This is a genomic window from Mycobacterium sp., from assembly GCF_052145595.1.
Taxonomy (GTDB): Bacteria; Actinomycetota; Actinomycetes; order Mycobacteriales; family Mycobacteriaceae; genus Mycobacterium.
On the sequence record NZ_JBKQOI010000352.1, the window covers coordinates 1 to 23,706 of the forward strand.

Genomic DNA, 23,706 nt, shown 5'->3' on the forward strand with positions numbered 1-23,706 from the left:
GGTGAGCTCGGCGTGCACATGGTCAGCGACGGCGGCACCCGCCCCTACCGGGTGCACTACCGGGATCCGTCCTTCACCAACCTGCAGTCGGTGGCCGCGATGTGCGAGGGCGGGATGGTCGCCGATCTGATCAGCGCGGTCGCCAGCATCGACCCGGTCATGGGCGGGGTGGACCGGTGACCGGCCCGCAGGGCCAGCCGGTGTTCATCCGGCTCGGTCCGCCACCCGAAGAGCCCAACCAGTTCGTCGTTGACGGTGCGCCGCAGTCGTATTCACCGGAGGTGCGGGCGCGCCTCGAGGTCGACGCCAAGGAGATCATCGGCCGCTATCCCAACAACCGCTCGGCGCTGCTGCCTTTGCTGCACCTGGTGCAATCCGAGGATTCGTATCTGACACCGGCGGGTCTGGAGTTCTGCGGCGAACAGCTGGGCCTGACCGGGGCCGAGGTCTCGGCGGTGGCCAGCTTCTACACCATGTACCGCCGCGGTCCGACCGGCGACTACCTGGTCGGTGTCTGCACCAACACGCTGTGCGCCGTCATGGGTGGCGACGCCATATTCGAGACGCTGGTAAACCATCTGGGCGTCCGCAACGACCAGACCACGCCCGACGGCAAGATCACCCTGCAACACATCGAATGCAACGCCGCTTGCGATTTCGCACCCGTGGTGATGGTCAACTGGGAATTCTTCGACAACCAGACGCCGGAGTCGGCGCGCGAACTCGTCGACTCGCTGCGTACCGGCAAGCCCGCGCCACCCACCCGCGGCGCGCCGCTGTGCGCGTTCCGCGAAACGTCGCGCATCCTGGCCGGCCTGCCCGACCCGCGCCCCGACCAAGGCCAGGGTGGCGCCGGCGCTGCAACTTTGGCGGGTCTGCAGGTGGCCAACGAACTCGGCATGCAAGCGCCGCCCGCACCCGACTCACCAGCGGCCGGGAAAGGACAGTGATGGCTGCCGCAGGCGCCCAGGCAACGCCGTTGACTCCGGTGATCAGCCGCTACTGGGACGATCCCGAGTCGTGGACGTTGCAGACCTACCAACGCCACGACGGCTACCTGGCCATGAAGAAGGCCCTGGCAATGGAGCCCGACGCGGTGATCGGAGCCGTCAAGGACTCCGGGCTGCGGGGTCGCGGCGGCGCGGGCTTCGGGACCGGGACCAAGTGGTCGTTCATCCCGCAGGGCGACAGCGGCGCGGCGGCCAAGCCGCACTACCTGGTGGTCAATGCCGACGAGTCGGAACCCGGTACGTGCAAAGACATCCCGCTGATGCTGGCGACGCCGCACGTGCTCATCGAGGGCGTCATCATCGCCGCGTACGCGATCCGGGCCAGCCACGCGTTCATCTATGTGCGCGGTGAGGTGCTGCCGGTGTTGCGCCGCCTGCAGAATGCGGTGGCCGAGGCCTACGCCGCCGGTTACCTGGGCCGTGACATCAACGGTTCGGGCTTCGACCTGGAACTGGTGGTACACGCCGGCGCAGGCGCCTACATCTGCGGCGAGGAAACCGCCCTGCTCGACTCCCTGGAAGGCCGGCGCGGCCAGCCGCGGCTCCGCCCGCCCTTCCCCGCGGTGGCCGGGCTTTACGGCTGCCCCACGGTGATCAACAACGTCGAAACCATTGCCAGTGTCCCGTCGATCATCCTCAACGGGGTCGAATGGTTCCGTTCGATGGGCACCGAGAAATCGCCCGGCTTCACGCTGTATTCGCTGTCCGGGCACGTCACCCGGCCGGGCCAGTACGAGGCCCCGCTCGGTATCACGTTGCGCGAGTTGCTCGCTTACGCCGGAGGTGTGCGCGCCGGGCACCGGCTCAAGTTCTGGACGCCCGGCGGGTCCTCGACACCGCTCCTCACCGACGAGCACCTCGACGTGCCGCTGGACTACGAGGGCGTGGGCAGCGCCGGCTCGATGCTGGGCACCAAGGCGCTCGAGATCTTCGACGAGACCACGTGCTTGGTGCGCGCGGTGCGCCGCTGGACCGAGTTCTACAAGCACGAGTCGTGCGGGAAATGCACGCCGTGCCGCGAGGGCACCTTCTGGCTGGACAAGATCTACGAGCGGCTGGAAACGGGCGAGGGCACCCTCGAGGACATCGACAAGCTGTCGGACATCTCCGACACCATCCTGGGAAAGTCGTTCTGCGCGTTGGGCGATGGCGCCGCGAGCCCGGTGATGTCGTCGATCCAGCACTTCCGCGACGAGTACGTCGCCCACGTCGAAGGAGGCGGTTGCCCGTTCGACCCCCAAGAATCCATGCTCACGTCCAATGGAAAGGTATGACCGCCTGATGACAAGCGTTTCTGGTGCGGCCAAACCTGAGACCGGCGACGAGGTGAGCCGGCCGGAGATGGTGACATTGACCATCGACGACGTCGAAATCAGCGTTCCCAAGGGAACTCTGGTGATTCGTGCGGCCGAGCTGATGGGCGTCCAGATCCCGCGGTTCTGCGACCACCCGCTGCTGGACCCGGTGGGCGCGTGCCGGCAGTGCCTGGTTGAGGTTGAGGGACAACGCAAACCGATGGCATCGTGCACCACCGTCGCCACCGACGACATGGTGGTGCGCACCCAACTCACCTCGGCGGCCGCCGACAAGGCCCAGCACGGCGTCATGGAGCTGCTGCTGATCAACCATCCGCTGGACTGCCCGATGTGCGACAAGGGCGGCGAATGCCCCCTGCAGAACCAGGCAATGTCCAATGGCCGGGCCGATTCCCGATTCACCGATGTCAAACGGACGTTCGCCAAGCCGATCAACATCTCCTCGCAGGTGCTGCTGGATCGCGAGCGCTGCATCCTGTGTGCTCGCTGCACGCGGTTCTCCGCGCAGATCGCCGGCGATCCGTTCATCGACATGCAGGAGCGTGGCGCCCTGCAGCAAGTCGGCATTTACGCCAATGAGCCGTTCGACTCCTACTTTTCGGGCAACGCGGTGCAGATCTGCCCGGTCGGCGCGCTGACCGGGACCGCATACCGTTTCCGCGCCCGGCCTTTCGACCTGGTCTCCAGCCCGAGCGTGTGCGAGCACTGCGCCTCGGGGTGCGCGCAGCGCACCGACCACCGCCGCGGCAAGGTGCTGCGCCGGCTGGCCGGTGACGACCCCGAAGTCAACGAAGAGTGGAACTGCGACAAAGGCCGGTGGGCCTTCAATTACGCGACCCAACCGGACGTGATCACCACTCCCCTGATCCGGGATGCCGACGGCACGCTGCAACCCGCGTCATGGTCCCACGCCGTGACCGTCGCCACCGAGGGACTCGAAGCCGCGCGCGGGCGCACCGGCGTGCTCGTCGGCGGCCGGGTGACCTGGGAAGACGCCTACGCCTACAGCAAGTTCGCGCGAATCACGCTGGACACCAACGACATCGACTTCCGCGCCCGTCCGCATTCGGTCGAGGAGGCCGACTTCCTGGCCGCGTGCATCGCCGGCCGGCCGGTGACCGTCAGCTACTCCGACCTGGAATCGGCGCCGGTGGTGGTGCTCGTCGGGTTCGAGCCGGAAGACGAGTCGCCCATCGTGTTCTTGCGGTTGCGCAAGGCCGCCCGCAAACACGGCGTGCCGGTGTATGCGATCGCGCCGTTCGCCACCCGCGCGCTGGAGAAGATGTCGGGGCGGTTGCTCAAGACCGTTCCCGGCGCCGAAGCCGCCACGCTGGGCGGGCTGGCCACCGGTGAGGTGGCTGACCTGCTATCCAAGCCGGGCGCGGTCATCATGGTCGGAGAACGCCTGGCCACGGTGCCCGGCGCATTGTCCGCCACGGCCCGACTCGCCGGCGCTACCGGCGCCCGGCTCGCGTGGGTGCCGCGCCGGGCCGGCGAGCGTGGCGCGCTGGAGGCCGGCGCGCTGCCCACGCTGCTGCCCGGCGGCCGTCCGGTTGCCGACGACGCCGCTCGCGCGCAGGTTGCCGCGGCGTGGAGCGTCGACGAATTGCCTTCTGCGGTGGGGCGAGACGCCGAGGGAATCCTGTCCGCCGCGGCCGACGGGTCCCTGGGCGCGCTGCTGGTCGGCGGCATCGAGCCCGCCGACTTCGCCGATCCCGACGCGGTGCTGGCCGCGCTGGACGCCGGCGGCTTCATCGTCAGCCTGGAACTGCGGCACAGCGCCGTCACCGAACGCGCCGACGTGGTGTTCCCGGTCGCACCGACAACGCAGAAATCCGGCGCCTTCGTCAACTGGGAGGGCCGCTACCGCGGGTTCGCGCCCGCACTGCACGGCAGCACCCAGCGAGCCGGCCAGTCAGACCATCAGGTGCTCGACGCGCTGGCCGACGAGATGGGTGTCTACCTCGGAATGACCAACGTCGAGACGGCCCGCGAAGAGGTGTCCGGGCTGGGCAGCTGGGACGGCAAACACGCCGCCGTCCCGCGGGTCGCTACCCCGGCACCGGCCGAGCCCGAGCAGGGGCAGGCCGTGCTGACCGGTTGGCGGTTGCTGCTCGACGAGGGCCGAGCGCAGGACGGCGAACCGTATCTGGCCGGCACCGCACGCAAATCCGTCGTTCGTCTGTCGGCCGATACCGCCGCCGAGATCGGTGCCGCCGACGGCGATGAGGTCACCGCCAGCACGTCGCGCGGGTCGATCACGCTGCCGCTGACCATCACCGACATGCCCGACCGGGTGGTGTGGCTTCCGTTGAACTCGCCGGGTTCGGCGGTGCATCGGCAACTGGGTGTGACTATCGGCAGCATCGTGGGAATCGGAGTTGGCTCATGACCCCATTGACCGCGTTCGGACACGATCCCTGGTGGCTGGTACTGGGCAAGGCGCTGGCGATCTTCGTGTTCCTCATGCTGAACGTGCTGGTCGCGATTCTGGCCGAGCGCAAGATCCTGGGCTGGATGCAGTTGCGGCCCGGCCCCAACCGGGCGGGGCCGTGGGGCACCCTGCAGAGTCTGGCCGACGGGATCAAGCTGGCGCTGAAAGAGAGCATCACCCCCAAGGGCGTTGACAAGTTCGTGTACTTCGCGGCGCCGGTCATCTCGACGATCCCCGCGTTCACCGCGTTCGCGTTCATCCCGTTCGGTCCGGAGGTGTCGGTTTTCGGCCACCGCACGCCTTTGCAGCTGACCGACCTGCCGGTCGCGGTGCTGTTCATCCTGGGGCTCTCGGCGATCGGGGTGTACGGCATCGTGCTCGCCGGTTGGTCGTCGGGATCCACCTACCCGCTGCTGGGCGGTGTCCGATCCACCGCCCAGGTCATCTCCTACGAGGTCGCGATGGGGCTGTCGTTCGCGGGGGTGTTCCTCTACGCCAGCTCCATGTCGACCTCGGAGATCGTGGCCGCCCAGGACCGGGTCTGGTACGTGTTCCTGTTGCTGCCGTCGTTCGTGATCTACCTCATCTCGATGGTCGGCGAGACCAACCGGGCACCATTCGACTTGCCCGAGGCCGAGGGCGAGCTGGTCGCGGGATTCCACACCGAATACTCATCGCTGAAGTTCGCGATGTTCATGTTGGCCGAGTACGTCAACATGATGACTGTTTCGTCACTCGCCACCGTCATGTTCTTCGGTGGCTGGCATGCTCCCTGGCCGCTGAACATGTGGGCCGGGGCAAACACCGGTTGGTGGCCGGTGCTCTGGTTCACCGCCAAGTTGTGGACGTTCCTCTTCATCTATTTCTGGTTGCGCGCCAGCCTGCCCCGGCTGCGCTATGACCAGTTCATGGCGCTGGGCTGGAAACTGCTGATCCCGGCCTCGCTGGTGTGGGTGTTGATCGCGGCGGTGATCCGCACGCTGCGCAACCAGGGTTACCAGCATTGGACCCCGATTCTGGTGGTCAGCAGCCTCGTCGTGGCCGTGGCGCTGGTGTCGCTGCTGCGAAAGCCGTTCACCGCGCCCAGTATTCGCTCGATGGAGCGACAGCTGCGCCGGCAGGCCAAACAAATCCCGGGCCCGGAAAGCACTGCACCGGTATTCCCGACACCGCCGCTGCCGATGAAGCCTTTGGCAGCTGCGAGCAAGGAGAAAGCACGTGGCTAATTTCCTCGACGCCGTGGCCGGATTCGGCGTCACGTTCGGGTCGATGTTCAAAAAGCATGTCACCGAGGAGTACCCGGAAAAACCGGGCCCGGTCGCGCCGCGCTATCACGGCCGTCACCAACTCAACCGGTATCCGGACGGTCTGGAGAAATGCATCGGCTGCGAGTTGTGCGCCTGGGCCTGCCCGGCCGACGCGATCTACGTCGAGGGCGCCGACAACACCGAAGAGCAACGGTTTTCGCCGGGAGAACGCTACGGCCGGGTGTACCAGATCAACTATCTGCGTTGCATCGGCTGCGGTCTGTGCATCGAGGCGTGCCCGACCCGGGCGCTGACGATGACGAACGACTACGAGATGGCCGACGACAACCGCGCCGACCTGATCTATGAAAAGGACCGGCTGCTGGCCCCGCTGCTGCCCGAGATGGCCGCGCCGCCGCATCCCAGGGCGCTCGGCGCCACCGACAAGGACTACTACCAGGGCAATGTGACCGCAGATGGCTTGCGCGAGCCCGACAACGCCGGACCCAAAGCCGGAGGGGCCAGGTGATTGCCGTGCTTGCCAGCGACTTGGCCACGGAAACCATCGTCCGCACCTCCACCGGTGAGGCCGTGACGTTTTGGGTGCTGGGCGCGCTGGCGCTGGTCGGCGCGCTCGGGGTGGTGCTTGCGGTCAACGCGGTGTACTCGGCGATGTTCCTGGCGATGACGATGATCATCCTGGCGGTGTTCTACATGGTCCAGGACGCACTGTTCTTGGGTGTCGTTCAAGTCGTGGTCTACACCGGCGCGGTGATGATGCTGTTCTTGTTCGTGCTGATGCTGATCGGTGTGGACTCCGCGGAATCCCTGAAGGAGACGCTGCAGGGGCAACGAGTCGCCGCGGTGCTCACCGGCGTCGGGTTCGGCCTTCTGCTGCTTGCCGGCATCGGCAACGTGGCGACCGGAGGTTTCGTCGGACTAACCGCCGCCAACGCCAACGGCAACGTCGAAGGATTGGCGGCACTGATCTTTTCGCGTTATCTCTGGGCCTTCGAGCTCACCAGCGCGTTGCTGATCACCGCCGCCGTTGGCGCGATGGTGCTGGCGCACCGGGAACGTTTCGAGCGCCGCAAGACGCAGCGGGAACTCTCGCAGGAGCGGTTCCGCCCCGGCGGGCACCCCACTCCCATGCCGAACCCGGGTATCTACGCACGGCACAACGCGGTTGACGTGGCGGCGCTGCTGCCGGACGGCTCGTACTCGGACCTGTCGGTCTCCAGCATCCTGCGCATCCGCGACGCCGACGGCAAAGAGATCCCGTCCCCCGAAGCCGTCAAAGGCGGCACCTCGTGAATCCGGCCAATTACCTTTACCTTTCGGCGCTGCTGTTCACCATCGGGGCCTCCGGTGTGCTGTTGCGCCGCAACGCCATCGTGATGTTCATGTGCGTCGAGCTGATGCTCAACGCCGTCAACCTGGCGTTCGTCACGTTCGCGCGGATGCATGGCCAGCTGGACGGACAGATGATCGCGTTCTTCACCATGGTGGTGGCCGCCGCAGAGGTCGTCATCGGCCTGGCCATCATCATGACGATCTTCCGTGCCCGCAAATCGGCGTCGGTCGACGACGCGAATCTACTCAAAGGCTGAGAACGCCAAGATGACTCATTACACCTGGCTGCTGGTGGCACTGCCACTGGCGGGTGCCGCGATCCTGCTGTTCGGCGGCAGGCGCACCGACGCGTGGGGGCATTGGCTGGGCTGCGCCGCCGCGCTTGGCGCATTCGGGGTGGGCGCCACGCTGCTCTCCGACTTGCTCAGCCGCGACAGCGCTGACCGCGTCATCCACCAAAAGCTGTTCACCTGGATCCCTGTCGGCCAACTCCAGGTGGATCTCGGGCTGCAGATCGACCAATTGTCGATGTGCTTCGTGCTGCTGATCACCGGCGTGGGGTCGCTGATCCACATCTATTCGGTCGGCTACATGGCCGAGGATCCCGACCGCCGTCGGTTCTTCGGTTATCTCAACCTGTTTTTGGCCTCGATGCTGCTGCTGGTGGTCGCCGACAACTACGTGGTGCTCTACGTCGGATGGGAAGGCGTCGGCCTGGCCTCCTATCTGCTGATCGGCTTCTGGTATCACAAGCCGACGGCGGCCACGGCGGCCAAGAAGGCGTTCGTGATGAACCGGGTCGGTGACGCCGGCCTGGCCCTGGGCATGTTCCTGATGTTCAGCACCTTCGGGACGCTTTCGTATGCGGGAGTGTTCGCCGGCGCGCCCGCCGCCGGCCGCGGCGCATTGACTGCGATGGGGTTGCTGTTGCTGCTGGGTGCCTGCGCCAAGTCCGCGCAGGTTCCGCTGCAGGCCTGGTTGGGTGACGCGATGGAGGGTCCCACCCCGGTGTCCGCGCTCATCCACGCCGCCACCATGGTGACCGCCGGCGTCTACCTGATCGTGCGGTCCAACCCGCTGTACAACCTGGCGCCCGACGCGCAGCTGGGCGTCGTCATCGTCGGCGCGGTCACGCTGCTTCTCGGGGCGTTCATCGGCTGCGCGAAGGACGACATCAAGCGCGCGTTGGCGGCGTCGACGATGAGCCAGATTGGCTACATGGTGCTCGCCGCCGGCCTGGGCCCGGCCGGCTACGCCTTCGCGATCATGCATCTGCTCACCCACGGTTTCTTCAAGGCCGGCTTGTTCCTCGGTTCCGGCGCGGTGATCCACGCGATGCACGAAGAGCAGAACATGCGCCGTTACGGTGGTCTGCGCGCCGCGCTGCCGATCACGTTCGCAACGTTCGGACTCGGATATCTGGCGATCATCGGCGTGCCGCCGTTCGCGGGCTTCTTCTCCAAGGACGCCATCATCGAGGCGGCGCTGGGCGCCGGCGGGACCCGGGGCTACGTGCTGGGTGGGGCGGCGCTGCTCGGCGCCGGTGTCACCGCGTTCTACATGACGCGGGTCATGCTGATGACGTTCTTCGGCCAAAAGCGTTGGGCCCCGGGCAGCCATCCGCACGAGGCGCCGGCCTTGATGACGTGGCCGATGATCCTGCTCGCCGTCGGCTCGGTGTTCTCCGGCTTCCTGCTGGCGTGGCGTGGCACCCTGCAACACTGGCTCGAACCGGTCGTCGGGGCTCGCGAAGAAGTGACCCACGCCTTCCCGGCCTGGGTCAGCACCGCGCTGGCGCTGGGAGTGGTCGCCATCGGCATCGCGGTGGCCTACCGGATGTACGCCACCGCGCCCATTCCCAGTGTGGCCCCCGTCCGGGTCTCGGCGTTCACGACTGCCGCACGCGCCGACCTCTACGGCGATGCCTTCAACGAGGAGGTGTTCATGCGCCCCGGCGCACAACTGACTGAAGCGCTGGTCGAATTCGACAACGCGGGTGTGGACGGCTCGGTCAATGCACTGGCGGCACTGATAGGCCGGACTTCGAATAGGCTGCGGCGGCTGCAAACCGGCTTCGTCCGCAACTACGCATTGTCGATGCTGGCGGGCGCCGTGCTGGTGGTCGCGCTGATCCTGGCGGTGAAGCTGTGGTGAGTGAGGCTTTCCAAACCGATGTGCCATGGCTGAGCGTGCTGTGGCTGGTGCCGCTGGCAGGCTCCGTGCTGATCATCCTGCTGCCGCCGGGGCTGCGGCAGCTCGCCAAGTGGGCCGGCCTGGTGTTCGGCGTGCTGACGCTGGCGGTGGCGATCGTCGTCGCCGTCGGTTTCAAGACCGGTGGCGCCACTTACCAGTTCGTCGAAAGCCATCGGTGGATACCGGCGTTCGGTGCCGGCTACTCCCTCGGTGTGGACGGCATCGCGGTGGTGCTGGTGCTGCTGACCGCGGTGCTGATTCCGCTGCTACAGATCGCCGGCTGGGACGATGGCGGCGAGCGCAGCCGCGGCGTACAGGCCTACGTCGCCTTGACGCTGGCCATCGAGTCGATGGTGCTGATCTCGGTGATCGCGCTGGACGTGTTGCTGTTCTACGTGTTCTTCGAGGCGATGCTCGTCCCGATGTACTTCCTGATCGGCGGCTTCGGCCAAGGCCGGAACAGGTCACGCGCAGCGGTGAAGTTCTTGCTGTACAACCTGTTCGGCGGTCTGATCATGCTGGCCGCGGTGATCGGGCTGTATGTGGTGACCGCGCAGCACGGTTCGGGCACGTTCGACTTCCGTGACATCGTGGCCGGCGTCGCCTCCGGCCGCTACGGCGCGGACCCCGCGGTGTTCAAGGCGCTGTTCCTGGGCTTCATGTTCGCGTTCGCGATCAAGGCCCCGCTGTGGCCTTTCCACCGCTGGCTGCCCGACGCCGCGGTCGAGGCCACACCGGCGACCGCGGTGCTGATGATGGCGGTGATGGACAAGGTCGGCACCTTCGGCATGCTGCGCTATTGCCTGCAGCTGTTCCCGAGCGCCTCAACGTATTTCCGTCCGCTGATCATCGTGTTGGCCGTCATCGGGGTGATCTACGGCGCGATCGTGGCGATCGGCCAGACCGACATCATGCGCCTGATCGCCTACACCTCGATCTCGCACTTCGGGTTCATCATCCTGGGCATCTTCGTGATGACCAGTCAGGGTCAGAGCGGGTCGACGCTGTACATGCTCAACCACGGCCTGTCCACCGCGGCGGTGTTCCTGATCGCGGGCTTCCTGATTTCCCGGCACGGCAGCCGGGCGATCGCCGACTACGGTGGCGTGCAGAAGGTGGCACCGATCCTTGCGGGCACGTTCCTGGTCTCGGCCATGGCCACGCTCTCGCTGCCCGGTCTGGCGCCGTTCATCAGCGAATTCCTAGTGCTGTTGGGGACTTTCAACCGGTACTGGCTGGCGGCGGCATTCGGCGTTACCGCGCTGGTCCTGTCGGCCATCTACATGTTGTGGCTCTATCAGCGGGTGATGGCCGGGCCGGTGGCTCGCGGCAACGAACGAATCGGCGACCTGAGGGCGCGCGAAATGATCGTCGTCGCACCGTTGATTGCGCTGCTGATCATGCTCGGGGTCTACCCCAAGCCGGTGCTGGACTTGATCAATCCCGCGGTTGAGAACACCATGACCACCATCGGCCAGCATGATCCCGCGCCGAGCGTGCCACCGGGTAGCGGCCTGCCCCGGACAGCCGAAGGATCGCACTGATGACCCTCCCCACCCCCAGCGTCGAGTACTTCCTGCTGTGCCCGATGCTCATCGTCTTCGGCATCGCGGTGGCCGGCGTGCTGGTGGAAGCGTTCCTGCCCAGGCGAATTCGCTACGGCGCCCAGGTGACGCTCGGTCTCGGCGGTTTGGTCGCGGCATTCATCGCGGTCATCGTGGTGAGCCGCTCGGTTGAAGCGTCCGGCCGCGCGGCGGTGCTGGGCGCGGTGGCCATTGATCGACCGGCGCTGTATTTGCAGGGCACCGTGCTGCTGGTCGCGATGCTGGCGGTCGTCTTCATCGCAGAACGGGCGCAAGCCAAGACGGAAAGCAAGGCGGCAGTGGGGGCGGCCCACGGCGCCGGATTGGATTCCTTTACCCCGCAGGCGTCCGCGGTTCCCGGCAGCGACGCCGAGCGCGAGGCGGAGCGGGCCGGGGCCGCGCAGACGGAACTCTTCCCGCTGTTGATGCTGTCCGTTGGCGGCATGATGGTGTTTCCCGCGTCCAACGACCTGTTGACGATGTTCGTGGCGCTGGAAGTTCTGTCGTTGCCCCTCTACCTGATGTGCGGGCTGGCCCGTCATCGCCGCCTGCTGTCGCAGGAAGCCGCGATGAAGTACTTCCTGCTGGGCGCGTTCTCGTCGGCGTTCTTCCTCTACGGTGTGGCGCTGCTCTACGGCGCGACCGGCACGCTCCTGCTGCCCGGGATCCGGAACGCGCTTGCAGCCCACGGCGATAGCTCAATGGCGTTGATCGGCGTCGGACTGCTGTCGGTCGGTCTGCTGTTCAAAGTGGGCGCTGTCCCCTTCCACTCCTGGATTCCCGACGTCTACCAGGGCGCGCCCACCCCGATCACCGGGTTCATGGCGGCGGCCACGAAGGTCGCGGCGTTCGGCGCGCTGCTGCGGGTGGTCTACGTCGCGCTGCCTCCGCTGCACGACCAGTGGCGTCCGGTGCTGTGGGCGATTTCGATCCTGACCATGGCGGTGGGCACCATCACGGCGGTGAACCAGACCGATGTCAAACGGATGCTGGCCTATTCGTCGGTCGCACACGTGGGGTTCATCCTCACGGGTGTCATCGCCGACAACTCGGCGGGCCTTTCCGCCACGCTGTTCTATCTGGTCGCCTACAGCTTCAGCACGGTCGGCGCGTTCGCCATTGTGGGCCTGATCCGCAACGCCGACGGCGTCGAAGACGCCACCCTGTCGCACTGGGCGGGGCTCGGACAGCGTTCACCCATTGTGGGCGTGATGTTTTCGATGTTTCTGTTGGCCTTCGCCGGCATTCCGCTGACGAGCGGATTCGTCAGCAAGCTCGCGGTGTTCAAGGCCGCCGCCCAGGGCGGCGCGGCGCCGCTGGTGATCATCGGTGTGGTCGCCAGCGGTGTCGCCGCATACTTCTACGTGCGGGTGATCGTGTCGATGTACTTCACCGAAGCGACCGACGACACTCCACACGTGGTGGCGCCCGGCATCTTGAGCAAGGCCGCCATCGCGGTATGTGCCTCGGTCACAATAATTTTGGGCGTCTTCCCGCAGCCGCTGCTCAACCTGGCCGACCACGCCGCCCAGTTGCTGCGCTGAGCTGACGCACGAAGGGCATCGGGCCCCTCTACGCCCTGCCGAAGATACCGGCCTGGTCGTCGCCCTGGTTGAAGGCGCCCGCGCTGAAGTTGCCCAAATTGCCGATACCCGTGCTCGAATCGCCGGAGTTCCAGATGCCGCGGCTGTCTTGGCCTGGGTTCAGGAAGCCTACGTTGCCTACGCCCGTGTTGAACATGCCCACGTTGGTGGCGCCCGAGTTGTCGAAACCCGTCTGGAAGCTTCCCGTATTGAAAGAGCCAGAGCTGAACGTGGCAACGTTTTGGAACCCAGAGGAATCGTTGCCCGAGTTGAAGAAACCCGAGTCATTGATACCGGTACTACCGAAGCCCGACGAAGTCACACCGCTTGGGGTGCCCGCGCTGCCGAAGATGTGACCCAACAGACCAGGCGCCCGCGCAGGGATTGCCCTCGCGCCAAACGCGCGATCAACTCAAGAACGGCCGCGTCGCCAGGGCGTAGATCGCAAGGACTGCCAACGGCGCGGCAAGGGGCAACCACGGCAACTGTAGCGGGAACGACGCGGCGACCAGCCCGGCGAATGTAAACCCAACGGCGGCAACAAGTGTCGGCCAGCTCCACATCACCACGCCAGCGGGCGCGCCGACCGCATGGCGGCATATCAGGTAGGCGGCGGCGCAAAGTCCGGACCAGGCGGCAAACACAAGCGACGGATCGGACACCAAGATCGTGACCGCCGACAGCAACACGGCGAGCGTCGCCGCCGGGCGAAACACCAGTCCGACACCTACCGCAACCACAGCGGCTGCCCCCGCGGCGACTGCCGGCCCGTGGGCGCCAATGGCGGCAAGCCCCACCATCAACACCCCGAAGCCGGTCGACACGGCGAGTGCGGCCGGACGCGCGATTGAAATCATGTCACTGCTATCCCCTCAGCCGCCCGCGCACCCGACGCCGCCGATCCGGCAGCACACCCATCGACTGCTCCAAGCTGCGGTCCCCTCGCCACGACACGACGTCGACACCGATGGTGGCCATATCGCGATACATGGCGGAGCGCTGCATCGCCCACATCCGATCCACCAGGGGATCCAGCTGGCCTTCGAATGGCGAGCTGTCGAGGATGTCGACGGCGACGACGACATGGCCTCGCCTGCGGAGATCGATTAGCGCCAGCGCGAATTCGGTATCGAGCAACGTGGAGAACGCGATGACGATCGCCCCCGCGGGAACGGCCGCGCGCGGCGCCAGTGTGCCGGTAGTGTTTTCGAATCGGTCGCCGGCGCCGAGCACGGTATCGAGCACCCGGTAGAACTGGCGCTGTCCGATGTCGGCGCCAAGCCACCGCGGATGGTTCCCGCCCAGGGCGACGATCCCGGCGCGATCACCATGTCGCAACGCGCTCTGCACCACCTGCGCCGCGCCGCGAACCACTCGTTCGGTGGCCTCGGTCGCGGGCCCCACCGGCTGGCGATAGGTGTCGATCAGCACCACCACGTCGGCGGCGCGGTCGGTCAACCGCTGCGTCACATGTAATTGGCCGCGGCGTGCGCTCACCGGCCAGTTCACCGCACGCAGCTGGTCGCCGGGCACGTAGGGGCGAATGTCGGCGTACTCGACACCCGGGCCGATATGCCGCGTGAGATGCGCGCCCAGGCGGTCAAGCAATTCGGTCTGCGGGATTGGCGTCGACTGCGGCGGCGTCAGCGGAAACACGATGACATCGGCGGCATCGACGATGGCCGTCCCGGTCAGCAGCCCACCGCGCGCGATCACCTCGACCCGCGCCCGGATCGGATAGCGGCCCCAGCGTTGCGCCGTTGCGGCAACGGTTTTCGCTGGGCGGGAATCCGAATCGAGAACCTCGAGCTGCATGCCCTCCATTGAAGTAACCGTGAGCTCGACCGCCGAGGACTCGTCGACCCCGGATTCGTCTGTTACCCACACGATCAGCCGCACCTGCTCGTTTTCGAAGCATCGCTGCGAGCCGGGCTCGCCGTGCACCCGGATCCTCGGCGCCGGACGCTGCCAGCTGATCGAGCACAGCACCCCGAGCAGTGGTGCCGCGAAGGCGATCAGCTGCCAGCGGGCGCCGATCACGGCGGCGGCCAGCGCAACCCCGGCGCAGGTCGCCATTGCCCGCGTCAGTTGCGATGCGCGCCAGCAGAACTCGACTTCACGGCTCTCGATCACACCGGGCTCATCCGGTGCCCCCTTGCCCCCCACTGGTTCGAGGCACCGGCAAGCGCCGCAACAGTTCTCCGACGACATCGGCGCCCTGAATCTTTCGCACCCACATCTCCGGCCGCAACGTGATCCGGTGCGCAACCGCAGCGGTGGCAAGCGCCTTGACATCTTCGGGGATCACATAGTCGCGACCGAGCAGCAGCGCACGGGCGCGGGCGAGTTGAACCAGGTCGAGTTCCGCGCGCGGGCTGGCGCCCACCGCGACCTGCGGATGGTGCCGGGTGGCGGTGGCCAGCGACACCACATAGTGCAGAACGTCTTCGTGCACGGTCACCTGCTCGACCGATTCACGCATCGCCAGCAGATCGTGAGCGTCCACCACCTGATTGACCGTCGGCTCGGCCGAACCGCGTTCGAGGCGGCGGCGCAGCATCGAGGTCTCGTCTCGCTCGGAGAGGTAGCGCAGTTCCAGGCGGATCGCGAACCGATCCAGCTGCGCTTCGGGCAACGGGTAGGTGCCCTCGTACTCGATCGGGTTGTCGGTCGCCAAGACGATGAATGGCATTGGCAGTTTATGGGTTTCGCCGTCGATGCTCACCTGGCCCTCGGCCATCGCCTCCAGCAGCGCCGCCTGCGTCTTCGGCGGCGTGCGGTTGATCTCGTCGGCAAGCAGCAGGTTGGTGAAGATGGGTCCGGCACGGAACGCGAAGCGGCCCGACTGCATGTCGTAGATGGTCGAGCCGAGCAGGTCCGCAGGAAGCAGATCCGGGGTGAACTGCACCCGGGTGAATCGAAGCCCCAATGCGGCGGCGAAGGATCGTGCGATCAGCGTCTTGCCGAGGCCGGGCAGATCCTCGATGAGCACGTGGCCGCGCGCGAGTACCGCGATGAGGATGAGCGTGAGCGCGGATCGCTTGCCCACCACCACGCGTTCGATTTCGTCGAGCACCGCCTCGCAGTGTTCGGTGGTCTTACCCGCTGGCATAGCGGCCGGCAGTGTCATATCCGGGTAGCACCCCCATTCATACCTGCCCCAGCTTTCGCAGAATCTCTTCCAGGGCCGCGCGGCCGGGACCGGGCTGGCGGTCATCGGTGCGGGTGACGTTGTTTGGATTGACCCAATCCCACAGTTCGGCACCGAAAAGCATTCGACCGCTTGCGTGGAATGCCGCCGGATCTTTGGACTGTCTTTGGCCAGTTGTCATTTCGTAGCGCCGCGCAAGCATTGGACGAAGATGCCGGTCCCAGTCCGCCCGGGTGGAGTCCGACCACCGGATCGTCGTCTCGGTGGTAGAAAGCCAGCGACGCAACGAATCCCCCATCTCGTCGGGGTCGGGCTCCGGCGTGGGTTCGTTCCCGTGTCCCAGGAAACGGCGAACACTCAGCAGCACCAGAGCCAAGGCAACACCCGCGGCCCCCAGCACGAACCGGCGATCGTGCAGTATCAGCGCCAACAGCTCTATCCCGACGATGAGGCAAACACCCAGCGTTATGAGTCTTTTCATGCGGCGATCCGCAACTCCGCGAGGACGAGCCGCAGCACGTCCACCGCCACCTCGCGATGATCCTCGTTCATCACATGCCGACTAAACCGTGCCTCTTCGAACAGGTTCACCAACCTTACGGCGTTATCGGCGTGCAGCGCATGGCGTTCGACGGCGCGGGCCAACACCTCGGTTGGGGTGTCGAAGTCCTGGGGGGCCGCTCCCGGGACATTGGCGAGCTCGCGCTCCATCGCGGCATAGCACGCGATGATCGCCTCCCGCGGTTCGCGATTGAGGTCCGCCATCTCTGCCAGCCCGAGTTCGGCGGCCCGCGCGAGTGATCGCGACTGCGGCGCCGGTGCCTGAGATTCGACGTAATCGTCGGCCACGCCGCCCGGTGTGGCCGCGCGCCACCGCCGCCGTGACGCGATGACCGATCCGGCGACGATCAGCAGCAGCATCGGGATCGCGCCGGCGAGCAGGATCCCGAACATGTCCCCGGTGTTGTTTTGCGGGTGTTGCTGTTGCGGCGGGCCGGTGGCGTGCCCTGACGGCGGCGCGCCAGGAACCGGGGTGGACGCCGACGGAGCGACGCCGTGCGGCACCGTCAATCGGACCAGCAGCATCGTGATGAGCAGCCAGGCCACGATCACCCCGAGGCCGATGAGCAACACGCGCCAACTCGGTCGGCCCTTGCCGGTGCCCAGCATTTCGGACAGGTCCGCCACGTTCGGGGCCACCGCGCGTGGATCCCGCAACCGCGCGATGACCGCGATCACCAGCAGAGTGAGTGTCACGCTGAGGGCCGCTATCACGAATATCAGCGCTGCCCGACCGCTGCCCGGTTCGCCGCGCACCACACGGCCTTGAGCCGGTAGGTATCCGCGCAGGGCGGCAGCAGCGAAGATCAACAGCACAATCAGCGCGACAACGCGCCCCGTCGGCTTGTCAATACCGGACATTGGCACACCACTCGACCGGTTGCCTGCCGCCGTTGCGGCACTGGCTTGCTTCATACTGGCACGTCAGGTGGCCATTCCGCCAGAAACAACGATATCGATGCTGCGCAGGGCAGTGTTGTGCGACGCCTACGATTCGCCGCTGCGTGCCCGGCCGGATCGCCTGTCTCCGGCCGAGCGGCGACGGCGGGTGCCGGGAGGCGGAGGTGCGCCCCCCCTGCGGCGATGGTCATCGGTGAGTGGATGGGATGGTCGATCAGTCGAACCGGCGTCGCCGGATCCCTCGCGGCGTGGTGGCATCGGCAGTGCGCGGCCAGCCGGCGCGGCGTCAATGGGAGGCCACCATGCGGACCAGAAAGCCGCGCCTCGCCGCGCTCGGCGTACCGCGGCGCGGCCGTGTTCTTCGAGTTCTTGGATGTGTTGGTCGCAGCCGCACAGCAGGTCCCTCGTTTGGTAGGTGGCTTCCGTTGCGCGGCCGCCTTCGATGCACACGGCGCACACAGGAACGGTGGAACCGCGGTCGAGTGGTGTGCTCATTGTTTGGCCAGCCGGTAGGTCGCAGGGCAGTGCGCGGTGACGATCGCTTCGCGTGCTGCGGGGCAGAAGTCGCAGTATTGGGCGAAGGCTCAGAAAGGTGAGGCTGCTCACGGTGCCACCTCGACTGTTGATTTCGCGCCGGACTGGGCGGGTGAGGCCATCGATTCAGCGAGCCTGCGCGCGGACACGAGTAATTCGCTACTCGACTTGTTCACGCCAACAGTCACGGCCCGAAGTCCCCAGCGGCCGCTGGACATCCCTGACGCTATGAACAGCCATTATGGGGTTACTCAGTGGTCGAAGCAGACGCAGCACGCGCGGTAACGCATGACGTTCAGTGTGCGCCGGATGTGGCGTGGGCATCGTCACGACACACCGCACCCAAGAGGATTGACGCTTGAATTCGCTTCACATCACAGGTATAGGCGCGATTTGGGATGGTAGGGCGGGAATACCTATTTTCAAATGGGTCGGGGATAGATCACCCACGCCCACCATCCCGATGACCCGCTGCAGGGAGATCCCGACCCGCCCCGTGAAGAAGAAAATTAAGGCGCAGCGTCGCCGAGCCTTCCGTGACACACTCAACGTGTGCCGCCGCATCGTGACCTGGCCACGTACAACGATCGAGCCGCTCAATATGAGAGCGGCCGGCGCGGCCGGGTGCACCATGAGATTGCCGATCGCACCGCCAGTCTCGCCGTAGCGACCGTCGCCGCTCCCGGCCGCGTGCTCGACGTGGGTTGCGGGACAGGCTACCTGCTCCGCACCCTGGCCCTGCGTTACCAGGACGCCCAGCAGCTTTGCGGTGTCGACGCCGCACCTCAAATGATCTCGGCGGCAAGCGCTTCCGCTCGAGATGATCGATTCCGGTTCACCGTCGGGGTGGCCGAAAAGCTCGACTACCCCGACGCCACCTTCGACCTCGTCGTGAGCACGACGTCATTCGATCACTGGACCGATCAGCGGGCAGGGCTCGCCGAATGCGCCCGGGTGCTGCGTCCCGGCGGTCGCTTAGTGCTCGTCGACCAGTTCTCGCGGTGGCTGCTGCCGACGTTGGCCACCAGCCGTCGGGGCAAAGCCCGCACGAAGAGCCGCGCCACCGATCTCGTCCTCCGCGCGGGGTTTTGTTCCCCGCAATGGCACAGGCTGTACGCCGTGATCATCAACGGCGTAACCGCAAGCAAGCCGGCTTAGCCCAGCTTGAACGGCCGGAAGCTGCCGTCGAGCACCTGCAGATGACCGATCGTGCGCCCGGTGACCACCGCCGCGTCCACCAGCGCCAACTCCACTGCCGCCTGTGCGAATTCATCCGCCGGTGCGGTGTCAACGAATTCGCGGGCATAGTAAGCCAGGCCCGGCGTGAGGATCGGTTTGGACGGAGATAACGCGTTCACCGCGATGTTGTGGTCGGCGAGATCGAAGGCGGCGCACTGGGTGAGATGCTCGAGCGCCGCCTTGGATCCGCCGTAACCGGGCAGGACGCCGCCACTGCGGTCGGGATAGGGTCCATCGCCGGGCATCCGCGAGGCGACCGAGGTGATGTTGATGATCGACCCGCCACCCGCGTCGATCATGTCGGGGCACACCTTTTGCATCAGCTCGTAGGCGGCAAAGACCCCGATCTCGAAATGCCGGCGGTACGCCTGCAACGGCGTACCGACGAAGCCCGGCCAGCCGGGTTTGCCGGCGCCCGGTGCCGCCCCGGCCGCCGTCTTGGCGGGCGTGGCGCGCGGCTCGGCGCCGGGTACCGGCGGGCGCCCTGGCGCGGTGAAGGCCGCGTTGTTCACCAGAATCGTGATGGGGCCCAGCGCTTCTCGCGCCTCGCCTACCAACCGGGCGATGTCCCCCCGGTCGGTCAGATCGGCCCGGATCGCCACGGCGCGTCCATCCGCCGCCTCGATATCAGCGACCGTCTCACCGATGGTTCCGGGTAACCGGTCGTCCCATACCCGTTCGGTGCGCCCGGCGACGGCCACCGCCGCACCCTCCGCGGCGAGCGCCAGCGCGATCGCCCGACCCAAACCGCGGCTTGCGCCGGTGACGATCGCGGCCCGGCCCGCCAGCCGCTGCGTCATCGCGTCACCCCGTGCACCACGATCGCGGTGGTCTGCTCCACCCAAATATCGTCCAGCTTTTCCTCGGGGCGAAGCAGCATCCGCAGCATCGTCGCTCCCCCAATCAACTCGATCAATCGGTTCGGGTTCACGTCGGGATGCGCCTCACCCCGGTCAACGGCCTCGCGCAGCCGCACCGCGACCGCGGTGAACAGGTCGGCGAAGCGGGCCATCACCCGGGCGTTGAGGGCGGGGTCGGCCGTCATGTCGGCCACCAAACCGGGCAGCGCGGCGCGCACCACCGGGGTGGTGAACACGTCGCGGGTGGCCTCGATCATCATCCGGACGTCGGCGGCGATATCACCGGCCGGAGCCTGAAGCGCGCTGGGCGCCGTCGGGAACGCCGCCTCGTGCACCAGCTCGGCCTTGCTCGACCACCGGCGGTACAGGGCCGATTTCGTGGTGCCGGCACGCTCGGCGACCGCGGCCAGGCTGAGGTTCGAATAGCCGATTTGCACAAGCAGTTCCGCGGTCGCCGATAGGATGGCCGAGTCGATGCGCGGATCCCGGGGGCGGCCGGCGCCGGGGGCCTTGTCAAGCGCGGACGGGTCTGCTTTCATAACGCTACCTACCGTATCGTAATTGCCTCAACGAAGGAGGCATCTATGGCCACCGAACCCGCAGTCGGAGGGGTCGACCGCCTGCAGCGCTCCAGCCGCGACGTCACTGCCGTGCCGGCAGTCATGTCACGCTGGCTGTCGACCGTCCTGCCCGGCGGGGCCACTCCCGAGGTGGCGGTGGAAAGCGGCGTGGACTCGACGGGAATGTCGTCGGAAACCATCATCCTGACCGCCCGCTGGCAGCAGGAGGGACAGCCGATCCAGCAGAAACTGGTGGCCCGCGTGGCGCCCACCGCCGAGGACGTGCAGGTCTTCCCGACCTATCGACTCGACGACCAATTCGAAGTGATACGAAAGGTCGCCGAACTCACCGACGTCCCGGTTCCGCGTGTGCGCTGGATCGAGAACACCGGCGACGTGCTGGGAACACCGTTCTTCCTGATGGATTACGTCGACGGTGTGGTGCCGCCCGACGTCATGCCCTACACGTTCGGTGGCAACTGGTTCGCCGACGCGCCCGCCGAACGCCGGCGCGAACTGCAGGACGCCACGGTCGGGGTGCTGGCCACGCTGCATTCGATCCCCAACGCGGAGAAGACGTTTCCATTTCTGGCGCAAGGCACCGAAGGGGACACCGCGCTGCGCAGGCATTTCAATTGGGTGCGGTCCTGGTACGACTTCGCGGTGCCCGACATCGGCCGATCACCGCTGCTGGAGCGGACTTTCGAGTGGCTGGAAGCCAACTGGCCGAACGAGGCGGCCGCACGCGAGCCCGTCCTGCTCTGGGGCGATGCCCGGGTTGGCAACGTGTTGTACCGCGACTTTCGGCCGGTGGCGGTGCTGGACTGGGAAATGGTGACGCTGGGCCCGCGCGAGCTCGACGTCGCGTGGATGATTTACGCGCACATGGTCTTTCAAGAGCTCGCCGGTCTGGCGACGCTGCCGGGATTGCCCGAGGTGATGCGCGAGGACGACGTCCGCGCCACCTATCAGCAACTCACCGGTGTGGAGCTGGGTGACCTGCGCTGGTTTTACGCCTACTCGGGCGTGATGTGGGCTTGCGTATTCATGCGCACCGGGGCACGGCGGGTGCACTTCGGAGAGGTGGAGCAACCCGACGACGTCGAATCGCTGTTCTATCATGCCGGATTGATGAAACGTCTTATCGGAGAGGACCAGTGATGCTCGGACCGCTCGACGAGTTTCCCGTACACCAGCTTCCCCAGCCGATCGCGTGGCCGGGTTCCTCCGACCGCAACTTCTACGACCGTTCCTACTTCAACGCCCACGATCGCACCGGGAACATCTTTTTCATCAGCGGCATCGGCTACTACCCCAACCTGGGCGTCAAGGACGCGTTCGTGCTCATCCGGCGGGGGGATGTCCAGACCGCCGTACACCTTTCCGACGCCATCGACCAGGACCGGCTGCATCAGAACGTCAACGGCTACCGGATCGAGGTCAGCGAGCCGCTGCGCAAACTGCGGCTGATCCTCGACGAAACCGAAGGCATCGCGGCCGATCTCACCTGGAACGGCCTGTTTGACGTCGTCCAGGAGCAGCGGCACATCCTGCGGTCCGGTAACCGCGTGACGCTGGACGCCCAACGATTCGCCCAACTCGGCTCCTGGAGCGGCCGCATCGCCATCGACGGGCAGGAGATAGCCGTCGACCCCGCGACCTGGCTCGGCAGCCGCGACCGATCCTGGGGCATCCGGCCGATCGGAGAGCCCGAGCCGGCGGGCCGTCCCGCCGACCCGCCATTCGAGGGCATGTGGTGGCTGTACGTGCCGATGGCGTTCGACGACTTCGCCGTCGTGCTAATCATCCAGGAGGAACCCAACGGGTTCCGCTCGCTCAACGACTGCACCCGGATCTGGCGTGACGGCCGCGTCGAGCAGCTGGGCTGGCCGCGGGTCAGCATCCACTACCGTTCTGGCACCCGCATCCCGACCGGCGCCACGATCGGCGCGACCGCCCCCGACGGCACCCCGGTCCACTTCGACGTCGAGTCCAAGCTGCCGGTCCCGATCCATGTCGGCGGCGGCTACGGCGGCGATTCGGACTGGCTGCACGGCATGTGGAAGGGCGAGAAGTTCGTCGAACGGCTGACGTACGACATGACCGACCCTGCGATCATCGCGCGGTCCGGCTTCGGCGTGATCGACCACGTGGGCCGCGCGGTGTGCCGCGACGGTGACGGCGATCCGGCTGAGGGCTGGGGTCTCTACGAGCACGGCGCGCTGGGCCGCCACGACCCGTCGGGCTTCGCCGACTGGTTGACCGTGGCGCCCTAGCCCCTTTCGTGCCGAACGTCGAGTTGTTGGACATTTCCGGGCGATAGGGCGTAACAAGTCGACGTTGGGCGCTTACCTCAACTCGTCGATGATCGCGGCCAGCGTCTCTAGCCCGATGGGTCCCGGCTGGTACAGAAACACCGTGTCGGAAATGCCTTCGACGCGATCGCGGATATGGGCGGCGATTTCCGCTGGTGTGCCGCAGGCTGCGATGGTGCGCATCATCTCGTCTTCGATCAGCCCGCCCATCTCCTGCCAGCGGCCCTGCTTGGACATCGCGTTGAGCTCGGGCTGCAGATCCTCCCAGCCGTGCGCGGCCAGCACCGGCCGGTATGCCGGGGTCGACCCGTAGAACGCCAGCAGCCGTCGGGTGCCCGCGTCGGCCTGTTCCCGGTCGGCGTCGGTGTCGCCCGCCGACACGATGATCTCGGGAATAACGGCGAACTCGTTGGGCTGCCGGCCGCTGGCGCCCAGGCCCTCACGAACCGCGGGCATCGTGCTCTCGTGCAGGAACCGCTTCGAGCCGAACGGCATCACCAGCAGGCCGTCGGCGTGCTCGGCGGTGGCGCGCGTCAGCTTCGGCCCAAGGGCGCCGACGTAGATCGGCGGCGGACCGTAGGGGTTCGGGCCGGGGTTGAAGGCCGGCGTCATCAGCGTGTGCCGGTAGTACTCACCGCGAAAGTTCAAGCGGCCGCCGGAATTCCAGGCCTCGAAGATCGCGCGCAGGGCAGCGATCAGCTCCGTCATGCGGGCCACCGGGTGATCGAACTGCGCTCCGAACCGCTTCTCGATCTGCGGGCGGACCTGAGTGCCAAGACCGAGGAAGAATCGCCCGCCGCTCAGCAGCTGGTGATCATTGGCCTGGTGCGCCAGGTGGATCGGATTGCGCGGAAACGCGATCGCCAC

The 23,706-nt window shown here is 66.7% G+C and carries 22 protein-coding genes and 1 pseudogene; 14 read left to right on the forward strand and 9 right to left on the reverse strand.

Features of this window, described 5'->3' with window-relative positions:
- The 11 genes and pseudogenes from ACLP4W_RS29115 to nuoN all read left to right on the forward strand — a co-directional run.
- Positions 1–180, forward strand: a pseudogene (locus tag ACLP4W_RS29115) (NADH dehydrogenase subunit D); the annotation flags it as partial.
- Positions 177–950, forward strand: coding sequence for an NADH-quinone oxidoreductase subunit NuoE (gene nuoE, locus ACLP4W_RS29120; protein ID WP_442390908.1), 774 nt, complete (start codon positions 177–179; stop codon positions 948–950). The pseudogene ACLP4W_RS29115 and the gene nuoE, both read left to right, overlap by 4 nt.
- Entirely contained in the window at positions 950–2,284 is a 1,335-nt protein-coding gene (gene nuoF, locus ACLP4W_RS29125; RefSeq protein ID WP_442390910.1) for an NADH-quinone oxidoreductase subunit NuoF, read from the forward strand. The genes nuoE and nuoF overlap by 1 nt, the downstream gene beginning before the upstream one ends.
- A gap of 7 nt (positions 2,285–2,291) precedes the next feature.
- A complete protein-coding gene (locus ACLP4W_RS29130) occupies positions 2,292–4,718 on the forward strand; it encodes an NADH-quinone oxidoreductase subunit G (RefSeq protein WP_442390912.1) in 2,427 nt (808 codons plus the stop codon).
- A 5-nt stretch (positions 4,719–4,723) separates the two neighbouring features.
- Entirely contained in the window at positions 4,724–5,986 is a 1,263-nt protein-coding gene (nuoH, locus tag ACLP4W_RS29135) for an NADH-quinone oxidoreductase subunit NuoH (protein ID WP_442390950.1), read from the forward strand.
- A complete protein-coding gene (gene nuoI / locus ACLP4W_RS29140; RefSeq protein WP_442390914.1) occupies positions 5,979–6,536 on the forward strand; it encodes an NADH-quinone oxidoreductase subunit NuoI in 558 nt (185 codons plus the stop codon). The genes nuoH and nuoI overlap by 8 nt, the downstream gene beginning before the upstream one ends.
- Complete coding sequence (locus tag ACLP4W_RS29145; protein ID WP_442390916.1) at positions 6,533–7,321, forward strand: NADH-quinone oxidoreductase subunit J; 789 nt, start codon at positions 6,533–6,535, stop codon at positions 7,319–7,321. Before nuoI ends, ACLP4W_RS29145 begins: the two co-directional genes overlap by 4 nt.
- Positions 7,318–7,617, forward strand: coding sequence for an NADH-quinone oxidoreductase subunit NuoK (nuoK, locus tag ACLP4W_RS29150; RefSeq protein ID WP_442390918.1), 300 nt, complete (start codon positions 7,318–7,320; stop codon positions 7,615–7,617). Before ACLP4W_RS29145 ends, nuoK begins: the two co-directional genes overlap by 4 nt.
- 10 nt (positions 7,618–7,627) lie before the next feature.
- Positions 7,628–9,514 carry an NADH-quinone oxidoreductase subunit L gene (gene nuoL, locus ACLP4W_RS29155; RefSeq protein ID WP_442390920.1) on the forward strand — a complete coding sequence of 629 codons (1,887 nt, stop codon included), beginning with the start codon at positions 7,628–7,630 and terminating at the stop codon, positions 9,512–9,514.
- Entirely contained in the window at positions 9,511–11,097 is a 1,587-nt protein-coding gene (locus ACLP4W_RS29160; RefSeq protein WP_442390922.1) for an NADH-quinone oxidoreductase subunit M, read from the forward strand. The genes nuoL and ACLP4W_RS29160 overlap by 4 nt, the downstream gene beginning before the upstream one ends.
- Positions 11,097–12,680 carry an NADH-quinone oxidoreductase subunit NuoN gene (gene nuoN / locus ACLP4W_RS29165; protein ID WP_442390924.1) on the forward strand — a complete coding sequence of 528 codons (1,584 nt, stop codon included), beginning with the start codon at positions 11,097–11,099 and terminating at the stop codon, positions 12,678–12,680. The genes ACLP4W_RS29160 and nuoN overlap by 1 nt, the downstream gene beginning before the upstream one ends.
- A 28-nt stretch (positions 12,681–12,708) precedes the next feature.
- Here nuoN and ACLP4W_RS29170 read toward each other — a convergent pair whose 3' ends face one another.
- From ACLP4W_RS29170 to ACLP4W_RS29195, 6 genes are read right to left on the reverse strand one after another with little or no spacing between them, the layout of a single operon-like run.
- Complete coding sequence (locus ACLP4W_RS29170; RefSeq protein ID WP_442390926.1) at positions 12,709–13,080, reverse strand: hypothetical protein; 372 nt, start codon at positions 13,078–13,080, stop codon at positions 12,709–12,711.
- Positions 13,081–13,126: 46 nt separating this feature from the next.
- Entirely contained in the window at positions 13,127–13,576 is a 450-nt protein-coding gene (locus ACLP4W_RS29175) for a hypothetical protein (protein ID WP_442390928.1), read from the reverse strand.
- 7 nt (positions 13,577–13,583) lie between these two features.
- Entirely contained in the window at positions 13,584–14,852 is a 1,269-nt protein-coding gene (locus tag ACLP4W_RS29180) for a DUF58 domain-containing protein (RefSeq protein ID WP_442390930.1), read from the reverse strand.
- 7 nt (positions 14,853–14,859) lie between these two features.
- Positions 14,860–15,831 (reverse strand): AAA family ATPase, encoded by a 972-nt coding sequence (locus tag ACLP4W_RS29185; RefSeq protein WP_442390932.1) that lies wholly within the window; start codon positions 15,829–15,831, stop codon positions 14,860–14,862.
- A 37-nt stretch (positions 15,832–15,868) separates the two neighbouring features.
- On the reverse strand, positions 15,869–16,351 hold the full coding sequence (locus ACLP4W_RS29190) for a hypothetical protein (protein ID WP_442390934.1): 483 nt from the start codon (positions 16,349–16,351) through the stop codon (positions 15,869–15,871).
- Positions 16,348–17,292: a DUF4129 domain-containing protein gene (locus ACLP4W_RS29195; RefSeq protein WP_442390936.1), complete on the reverse strand. Its 945-nt coding sequence runs from the start codon at positions 17,290–17,292 to the stop codon at positions 16,348–16,350. Before ACLP4W_RS29195 ends, ACLP4W_RS29190 begins: the two co-directional genes overlap by 4 nt.
- Before the next feature lie 1,125 nt (positions 17,293–18,417).
- Here ACLP4W_RS29195 and ACLP4W_RS29200 point away from each other — a divergent pair.
- Positions 18,418–19,023, forward strand: a complete 606-nt coding sequence (locus ACLP4W_RS29200; protein ID WP_442390938.1) for a class I SAM-dependent methyltransferase — start codon at positions 18,418–18,420, stop codon at positions 19,021–19,023.
- Here the strand turns inward: ACLP4W_RS29200 and ACLP4W_RS29205 are convergent.
- Both ACLP4W_RS29205 and ACLP4W_RS29210 read right to left on the reverse strand, forming a co-directional pair.
- Entirely contained in the window at positions 19,020–19,904 is an 885-nt protein-coding gene (locus ACLP4W_RS29205) for an SDR family NAD(P)-dependent oxidoreductase (protein ID WP_442390940.1), read from the reverse strand. The genes ACLP4W_RS29200 and ACLP4W_RS29205 overlap by 4 nt on opposite strands.
- Entirely contained in the window at positions 19,901–20,503 is a 603-nt protein-coding gene (locus ACLP4W_RS29210; protein ID WP_442390942.1) for a TetR/AcrR family transcriptional regulator, read from the reverse strand. The genes ACLP4W_RS29205 and ACLP4W_RS29210 overlap by 4 nt, the downstream gene beginning before the upstream one ends.
- 45 nt (positions 20,504–20,548) lie before the next feature.
- On the opposite strand from ACLP4W_RS29210, the gene ACLP4W_RS29215 reads away from it, so the two are divergent.
- Positions 20,549–21,685 carry a phosphotransferase family protein gene (locus ACLP4W_RS29215; protein ID WP_442390944.1) on the forward strand — a complete coding sequence of 379 codons (1,137 nt, stop codon included), beginning with the start codon at positions 20,549–20,551 and terminating at the stop codon, positions 21,683–21,685.
- The gene (locus tag ACLP4W_RS29220; RefSeq protein WP_442390946.1) at positions 21,685–22,800 is read left to right on the forward strand and encodes a hypothetical protein; all 1,116 of its coding nucleotides are present in this window, start codon (positions 21,685–21,687) and stop codon (positions 22,798–22,800) included. The genes ACLP4W_RS29215 and ACLP4W_RS29220 overlap by 1 nt, the downstream gene beginning before the upstream one ends.
- 72 nt (positions 22,801–22,872) lie before the next feature.
- Here ACLP4W_RS29220 and ACLP4W_RS29225 read toward each other — a convergent pair.
- Positions 22,873–23,706: TIGR03617 family F420-dependent LLM class oxidoreductase (locus ACLP4W_RS29225; protein ID WP_442390948.1), on the reverse strand; the 834-nt coding region annotated here is incomplete at its 5' end.